This window comes from Anaerolineae bacterium (assembly GCA_014360855.1).
In the GTDB taxonomy this organism is placed as follows: Bacteria; Chloroflexota; Anaerolineae; order JACIWP01; family JACIWP01; genus JACIWP01.
Window position 1 is genome coordinate 1 of the sequence record JACIWP010000165.1, and the last position, 7323, is coordinate 7323.

At 66.6% G+C, this 7323-nt stretch carries 9 protein-coding genes; 1 reads left to right on the top strand and 8 read right to left on the bottom strand.

Going from position 1 to position 7323, the window contains the following annotated elements:
- The 5 genes from H5T60_09675 to H5T60_09695 all read right to left on the bottom strand — a co-directional run.
- A partial coding sequence (locus H5T60_09675; GenBank protein MBC7242700.1) for an SDR family NAD(P)-dependent oxidoreductase occupies positions 1-193 on the bottom strand: 193 nt, incomplete at its 3' end.
- A gap of 211 nt (positions 194-404) precedes the next feature.
- Positions 405-3401 carry a primosomal protein N' gene (priA, locus tag H5T60_09680; GenBank protein ID MBC7242701.1) on the bottom strand — a complete coding sequence of 999 codons (2997 nt, stop codon included), beginning with the start codon at positions 3399-3401 and terminating at the stop codon, positions 405-407.
- Positions 3402-3425: 24 nt separating this feature from the next.
- Complete coding sequence (gene amrB, locus H5T60_09685; protein MBC7242702.1) at positions 3426-4265, bottom strand: AmmeMemoRadiSam system protein B; 840 nt, start codon at positions 4263-4265, stop codon at positions 3426-3428.
- A 54-nt stretch (positions 4266-4319) separates the two neighbouring features.
- Positions 4320-5045 carry a guanylate kinase gene (locus H5T60_09690; GenBank protein ID MBC7242703.1) on the bottom strand — a complete coding sequence of 242 codons (726 nt, stop codon included), beginning with the start codon at positions 5043-5045 and terminating at the stop codon, positions 4320-4322.
- The gene (locus H5T60_09695; protein MBC7242704.1) at positions 5023-5301 is read right to left on the bottom strand and encodes a DUF370 domain-containing protein; all 279 of its coding nucleotides are present in this window, start codon (positions 5299-5301) and stop codon (positions 5023-5025) included. Before H5T60_09695 ends, H5T60_09690 begins: the two co-directional genes overlap by 23 nt.
- A gap of 150 nt (positions 5302-5451) precedes the next feature.
- On the opposite strand from H5T60_09695, the gene H5T60_09700 reads away from it, so the two are divergent.
- Positions 5452-5862, top strand: coding sequence for a zinc ribbon domain-containing protein (locus H5T60_09700; GenBank protein MBC7242705.1), 411 nt, complete (start codon positions 5452-5454; stop codon positions 5860-5862).
- Here the strand turns inward: H5T60_09700 and H5T60_09705 are convergent, their stop codons facing one another.
- The 3 genes from H5T60_09705 to H5T60_09715 all read right to left on the bottom strand — a co-directional run.
- Positions 5863-6192 (bottom strand): cyclic-di-AMP receptor, encoded by a 330-nt coding sequence (locus H5T60_09705; protein MBC7242706.1) that lies wholly within the window; start codon positions 6190-6192, stop codon positions 5863-5865.
- A gap of 69 nt (positions 6193-6261) precedes the next feature.
- Positions 6262-6909, bottom strand: a complete 648-nt coding sequence (locus H5T60_09710; GenBank protein ID MBC7242707.1) for a dTMP kinase — start codon at positions 6907-6909, stop codon at positions 6262-6264.
- A 9-nt stretch (positions 6910-6918) separates the two neighbouring features.
- Positions 6919-7323, bottom strand: a 405-nt coding sequence (locus tag H5T60_09715; protein MBC7242708.1) for an AAA family ATPase, incomplete at its 5' end; no start/stop codon positions are given.

A 7323-nucleotide genomic window follows, 5' to 3' on the forward strand; every position in this document is an offset into this window, starting at 1 on the left:
GCCTCCCAATGAGCGTCTGCCCGGAAGGGTCTGCCGCAGAAGAACGTATCTCTTCCAGCGCTTCGTCTATCTTCCCCGGCGTCCGCGCGATGATGCACACATGCGCGCCGGCGGCCGCCAATGCCCGGGCGGTCGCCTTGCCGATACCGCTCGATCCCCCTGTCACCAGCGCCCTTTTCCCGGCGAAATCCATCCCCACCTCCTGCATCACAGCCTGACATTGCGCGGCATTATAGCATCGGCGGTGAATTTCATCAATCACCAGCCCTGCCCGACGCTGACGGCCAAGTCATGTAGGCCCTATAAGGCTATAGGGGGAACAGTTGCGGATAGAGAGGGGATGATAATGAGCTGTATATGGCCTGCAGCACACGGCGAGGTCACGGAAGCCGGCGATCTTCCCTTCACAACAGCGACACCGGGTCAATATCCAGCCGCCAGCCGGCGGGGAGCGGGAATCCCCCGAACACCTCCGCCGGCTCGCTCGCCTTCACGATAATCTGCCAGCGGTACGCGCCGCGCACCCGCGCGAAGAAGCAGGGCACCGGCCCCGACAGTCCCACATCGCGGAGGCCCCGCCGGCGCAGGTAATCCGCCAGCAGGCGGTGCACCCGCTCGGCCTCTGCCTGTGCCCTGCCCGCATCGCGATGGGCAAAGCGCAGGGCCGCCAGCCGGCGGAAAGGCGGATAGCCCTGTTGCTGTCGAAACGCCAGTTCCTCGCGATAAAAGCCGGCGAAATCATGCTGGGCCGCACGCTGGATGCTGTAATGCTCGGGGGTGTAGGTCTGCACGATAACGCGTCCGCCCAGGATACTGCGGCCGGCGCGGCCCGCTACCTGCACCAGAAGCTGAAACGTCCGTTCCGCGGCGCGAAAATCGGGCAGATAGAGCGCGGTGTCCGCCAGCACCACCCCCACCAATGTCACCAGCGGCAGGTCCAGCCCTTTGGCGATCATCTGCGTGCCGATGAGCACATCCGCCTTGCCGGCGCTGAACTGGTCCAGGATGCGCTCATGGGCACCCTTCACGCCGGTCACATCGCGGTCCCAGCGCAGGGTGCGCACGCCGGGGAACAGCTCCTGCAGGGCGCTCTCCAGACGCTCTGTGCCCATGCCCAGGTAGCGGATGCGCCGGCTCCCACAGGAGGGGCATTCCGCCGGCGCCGGCATGCGGTGGTTGCAGTGATGGCAGATGAGGAGCCGGCTCCCCTCGTGATAGGTCATGGGCACACTGCACCGCTCGCACCGCACCACATAGCCGCAGTCGCGGCAGGAGACGACGGTGGCCATGCCGCGCCGGTTGAGGAAGAGGATGGCCTGCTCTCCCCGCTCCAGCACCTGCCGCAGGGCCTCCTGGAGCCGCCGGCTGAAGATACTGCGGTTGCCGGCGCGCAGTTCGTGCCGCATGTCGATCACCTCGACCTCGGGCAGTTCGATGAAGCAGGCCCCCTCATATTCCGGCCCAAGGGGATGGGCGCGGGCGCGTTCGGGCGGGATGTGCAGGCGCTCCCGCTGTTCGGCGATCTGACGGGCATGGCCCATCACCCGCTGAGGAAGCTCCAGCAGGCGGAATTCCCCCCGCAGGGCGCGGTAATAGCTCTCCAGGCTGGGCGTCGCCGAGCCGAGGATGACGGTGCAGTTTTCGATGGCGGCACGCTGAAGGGCCACGTCGCGGGCGTGATAGGTGGGCATAGGCTCGGCTTTGTAGGCGGCCTCATGCTCCTCGTCCAAGATGATGATGCCCAGACGGGGCAGGGGCGCGAAGACCGCCGAGCGGGGGCCGATGACGATATCCACCTCGCCGTCGCGAATGCGGCGCCACTGGTCGTAGCGCTCGCCGGCGGACAGCTCGCTGTGCAGGGTGGTCACGCGGCCAGGAAAGCGCGCCGCGAAGCGGCGGATGGTCTGCGGCGTCAGGGAAATCTCCGGCACGAGGACGATGGCCTGCCGGCCGGCCTCCAGCACCTTTGCCAGGGCGCGCAGGTATATCTCCGTCTTGCCGCTGCCGGTCACGCCGTGGAGCAGGAAGACCTCCCGCCGGCCGGCGTCCAGCACCCCCTCGATCTCGCGCCAGACCTGCTCCTGGTCCGGTGTCAGGCGCGGCGGCTGATCAGGGGCAAGCGCCATCCCCGCCAGGGGGTCGCGCCGGCGCTCCTGCTCCTCCATCTGGATCAGGCCGGCTTCTGCCAGCTCCCGCAGGATGCTGGCGTTGGCGCCGGCCTCGGCGTACACCGCCCCCACCCAGACCGGCCGGCCCTCCCGCGCGACGAACTCCAGCGCCGGCAGATATTTCCGCAGGCCCTTCAGGTCCAGCAGTGCCTCTTCCGCCGCGGCTGGTTCCACCGCCAGCGTCACAAGTGCCGGCTGTTCGATGATGGTCACCAGCCCCCGCTCTGCCAGCCGGCGCACCTGGGAGCGCGTCAGGCCGGCGAGCCGGCAGGCCTCGGTGATAGGAAGGGGAGCGGCCGGCTCCGGCCGCTGGAGCAGAGCCTGCATCCCTTTCACCATCGGCGCACTGCGCAGGGCCGCTTCCCAGTCCGCCGGCAGGTGCTCTGCCGGGAGCGGCCGGACAAGGGTTTGGGCCGGCAGAATGCGGATCAGCCCCTTTTGCTCCAGGGAGCGGGCCGCCTGAGGGGTACAGCCGGCCTGGGCGCACAGGGCTTCCAGTTCGGGCAAAGGGTCGGCCGAGGCCATCAGCGCCTGCAGGAAGCGCGCCGATGCACTGTCGCGTCCCAGGGTAGAGGATAACAGCGCCTGCCGCGGGTTCTGCACCCTGGCACAGACCGTGCGGTCGAACACGGGACGCACGCGCGGCGCGGCGAGCTGGACGCCGGCATAGACCAGCCCGCGCGAAGCCAGGGAAGCCGCGGCGCGCCGCCACTGGGCCTTCGGCATACGCCGGCTCAGCTCCTCACTGCTCAGTTCGCCGCTCTCCCGCAGAAGCTCGGCCAGCCGGCGCTCCGCCGGCCGCAGGTCGGGCGGCAGTTCGTCCGGGCCGGTCCATCTGACGCGGAGACGGGAACGTTGAGGCAGTCCAGGGGGGAGCATTAACTGCAGGGCGGCGAACAGGGGCACGAGGTACTCCCGGCTGATCCAGCGTGCCAGGGCGATCTGCGCCGGCGTCACCGCCGGCTGTTCCTCGAGGATCGCGGTGAGGTAGCGGGTCTCCGGCACCGGGAATGAGTCCGCCAGCGCCACCACAATGCCCTGGGCCGGCCCCTTGCCGAAGGGCACCTGCACCAACTGCCCCGGCCGCAGGCGCTCCTCCCATTCGCCGGGGACCGCATAATGGAAGGTGCGCAGGAGCCGCTCCCGCACGTCCGTCGGGCTTTCGCCCGGGATGTCCTGTTTCCGTCCGTAGGGATAGATCGGAACGTTGACCGCTACTTCGGCATAGCGCATGCTCGTACTCTCGCCGGCGCCCGGCTACCGCAGGATCACGCCGGCGGCATATCCCACCACGCGCGAGAAATCCCCGGTCACGTCGCCCGAATTGGCGTAATGCAGGATGCGCGCCTCTCGGGCGCCCAGGAGCTTGCAGGCGGTCATGACGGTGATGACCGGGCCGGCGCCGCAGGCCTCCGTCTTTCCTTGGCTTATGGCGTAGCCCAGGCCCGGCACATCATAAGCCTCGACATAGCGGATAAACCCCTGGTCCAGCTCCCGCGCCGTGCGGTCGTGATAGAAATGGGAGAGGTCGGTGCTGGCGACGAACAGGGTACTGCCGGCGTCTTTCCCGACCGCTTCGGCCAGCGCCTGGCCCAGGTCCTGGCAAAAAAGCAAGGACTGATCCGCCATCATGATGGGCACCAGGTGAAAGGAAGGAAGGGTTACCTGGAGGAAGGGGAGCTGGATCTCCAGCGAATGCTCGTCGTCATCGCGCAGCAGGCCGAGGGGGATGCGCTCCGCCAGCCGGCGGAGAAACCCCACGTCCACGGGGATATCCCCTAACGGGGTGCGGTAGTATTCGACCGCGGTGACCACAGCCTGGGCCCGGGCGATGTAAGCCCGATGCACGGGGGATACGACGATGACGCGGTCATACTGCCGGCCCTTGATCTGCCGGTAGGCGTAGGCCGCCACCTGGCCGGAATACATATAGCCGGCGTGCGGCGCGATCAGCCCGATGATCTCCCCTGGCAGGGCCTGCGCCGGCACCCGGGAAAGATATTCCTCGATGGTGCGGCGCAAAGCGGTCGGGGACCCAGGGTACCAGGTGCCGGCGATGGCCGGCTCACGCACGCCATGAAACTCCATCACCGCCATAATTCATCCCTCCTTGCTCCGCCCGTATACGCTGGCGCCGGCCGGCAAGGGCGGTCAAATCTGGAAGCGGCGCTTGCGCACCCGGCACTTCTCGGCGATGATAATGGCTCGGATCTGCTCGACGGTCTCATCCAGGTGACAGTCGCTGTTGACCACCACGTAGTCAAACTCGTGAATGCGCTCCATCTCTTGTCTGGCAGTAGCGATGCGGGTTGTCAGGCCTTCGGGGGTTTCGGTCTTGCGCTGTTCCAGCCGGCGGATCAGCTCCTCCTCCGAAGACGGCACCAGGAAAATGAGCACCGCATCCGGCATCAGCTTGCGGATCGTGGCCGCGCCCTGCACATCCAGGCGCATGATGACATCCAGGCCGCTGGCCAGCGCCCGCCGCACCTGCTCCTTGGGAATGCCCTTGTGCTCGCCGTAGACGATAGCGTGCTCCAGCAGTTCGTCCCGCTCCAGCAGTTCCTGGAACTGCTGATGGGTCAGGAAGTGGTAGTCCACGCCGTCCACCTCCCCCGGCCGGCGAGGTCGGGTGGTGGCAGTGACCACAAAGTGGAAGGGCAGTCCCAGCTCCTTCATGCGGCGGACGGTGGCGTCCTTGCCGACCCCCGAGGGGCCGGAGATGACCACCACCAGGGGCTGGGGTTGGGCGGCCAGGGCAAAGGGGTCATCGGCGGGCGGGTCCTGCCGGCCCGGCCGAAGGGAGGCCGGCAGGGCGAACTGCTCTTCCGCCTTGCCCTCGCACGGGGGCCAATGGTTATTCTCCGTTGTCGTCGACATGGGTCAGCCCACCATTGTTGATAAGTTCGCGCAGTCGGCCGGCGACGGTCCCCGGATGCAGGGATACGAGGGCCACATGGCCGGTGTCCATCAGGATTGCGGTGCGGGTCTTTCGTCCGCAGGTCAGGTCAATGGCGCGCCCCTCTTCCTTGGCTTGACGAACCAGCCGGCGCGTTGGTGCGGATTCGGCGGCCAGCACTGCGATAATGCGGTGAGCGGCGATGATGCTCCCAAATCCCACGTTCAAAAACGCCAGTCCGGTTCCATTCATGTTTCCCCCACAGCCGACGGGTCTGTGCATGATACGAGCAAGCCCACTACCTTCTTCAAAGCCGGATTTGCCGCCGGCGATACCCTTTCGGTATAATCCCCCTGCAGTACACTTCGGTGGAAGGAGTCGGTTGCCATGCCCATTTACGAATATGTCTGTCATGACTGCCGGCGGCGCGTCAGCATCTTCTGGCGCACTTTCTCCGAAGCGGAATCCGGTACCCCCCAATGCCCTCGCTGTCAGGGCACACACCTGACGCGTCTGGTCTCCCGCGTCTCGGTGGTGCGCTCCGAAGAGAGCCGGCTGGATGACCTGGCGGACCCGAGCAACCTGCCCGATCTGGACGAGAACGATCCCCGCAGTATCGCCCGCTGGATGCGCAAGATGAGCAGTGAGCTGGGCGAAGACCTGGGCCCCGAGCTGGACGAGGTAATTGACCGGCTGGAAGCCGGCCAAAGCCCCGAAGAGATCGAGCAGGCCATACCTGAGCTGGGCACCGGCGAGGATGAGACCGCCGGCCTCTCCGAAGGCCTGGACGACCTCTGATCAGAAGCGATAAAACTCGTGCACATCCATGACAAAGACCGTGGCGCCACCAACCTGCACCTCCACCGGGGCCGGCATGTACAGCTCACCCGGCTCCATCACCGGCGGAAGGGGGTTCACAAACTGGGTGCGGGTGTGACAGCTCTCCTTGATGAGCTGAAGCACCTCCGGCACCTTTTCATCTTCTGCACCGACCAGGATGGTGGCATTCCCCTCTCGCAGAAATCCACCGGTCGTGCTGATGACCGTGGCGCGATATCCGTGCCGCAAAAGGGTGTCAATCAAGGCGTTGGAGTCATCGCGGTTGACGATGCTGAGGATAAGCTTCATGATCTCCAATCCCTCCCATGAGTGCGTGATGCCGCCGGCAAAGGCACTGCCGCCGGCGTCGTGACCGAATCAGCGCGCCGTGCCCTGCTGGACTGCCAGCCGGCGCTCCATCTCCCGCACCACCTGCCTATGGACGGCTTCGATGCTTCCCCTGGCATCAATGATCACCCACCGGGCCGGCTCCGCCGCGATCAACTGCCGGTATCCCTCCCGCACCCGCTGGTGATAGGCCAGCTCCCGCTGGTCCAGCCGATTCCACTCGCCCCGTCCCGCCTCTGCCTTGCGCCGCAGGCCCTCTTCCACCGGGATATCCAGGTAGAACGTGACGTCGGGCGTCAGGCCGGCGGTGGCAAAGGCGGTGATCACGCGCAAGACCCCCAGGTCCAGGCCGTGGCCATAGCCCTGATACGCCAGCGTGGAATCCGCGAAGCGGTCGCACAAGACGATGCCGCCTCGCTGTAGATGAGGGATGATGACCTCCTGCACAATTTGTGCGCGGGCGGCGGAGAACAGCAGGATCTCCGCCGCCGGCACCATTTCCGTATGCTCAGGGTTCAGCAGGATGGCGCGGATTTGTTCGCCAATGCGTGTGCCCCCGGGCTCACGCGTGGCCAGCACGTCGTAGCTCCGGGCGCTCAGCCATTCCGCCAGCAGGCGCACCTGGGTGGTTTTGCCACACCCTTCTGGCCCCTCGAAGGTCACGAACAGCGCCGGCATGGCGGCTTCTCACACCTGGTCGCCGCGGAAGATGCGCACCCGCCGGTACGGCTCGCGGCCTGTGCTCTCGGAGAGCAGGTGGGCCTGGCGGGCCATGCGGTGCTGTTCACGGCGCACTTCCGCGGATTGAGGGGAAAGCTCGACGAACTTGGCGCCGGCCAGCACCTGCTGGATGGCGGATTCGGTCTCCGCCATGGCCTCCGCGAAGTCATCCACCGGCGTCACGTTCAGGCCGAAGATATTGGCCAGCGCCTCCTGAATCTGCACCACCGTGTTGGAGCGCAGGACATAGACCATGATGCCGCGGTCCTCGGCCTCGGTGAGGGGCTGGGGCCGCCGGCGGTAGTAGTTCTTGAGCGTCAGCACCACATCTGCGTCGCTGAGGTCGCGCACGGTGATGGCCGGCACCTGCAG

What these genes read in the sequence shown, in the direction of transcription:
- priA (MBC7242701.1), bottom strand. Translation starts at nt 3,401, where the DNA reads ATGCGCTATGCCGAAGTAGCGGTCAACGTTCCGATCTATCCCTACGGA.
- amrB (MBC7242702.1), bottom strand. Translation starts at nt 4,265, where the DNA reads ATGGCGGTGATGGAGTTTCATGGCGTGCGTGAGCCGGCCATCGCCGGC.
- H5T60_09690 (MBC7242703.1), bottom strand. Translation starts at nt 5,045, where the DNA reads ATGTCGACGACAACGGAGAATAACCATTGGCCCCCGTGCGAGGGCAAG.
- H5T60_09700 (MBC7242705.1), top strand. Translation starts at nt 5,452, where the DNA reads ATGCCCATTTACGAATATGTCTGTCATGACTGCCGGCGGCGCGTCAGC.
- H5T60_09705 (MBC7242706.1), bottom strand. Translation starts at nt 6,192, where the DNA reads ATGAAGCTTATCCTCAGCATCGTCAACCGCGATGACTCCAACGCCTTG.
- H5T60_09710 (MBC7242707.1), bottom strand. Translation starts at nt 6,909, where the DNA reads ATGCCGGCGCTGTTCGTGACCTTCGAGGGGCCAGAAGGGTGTGGCAAA.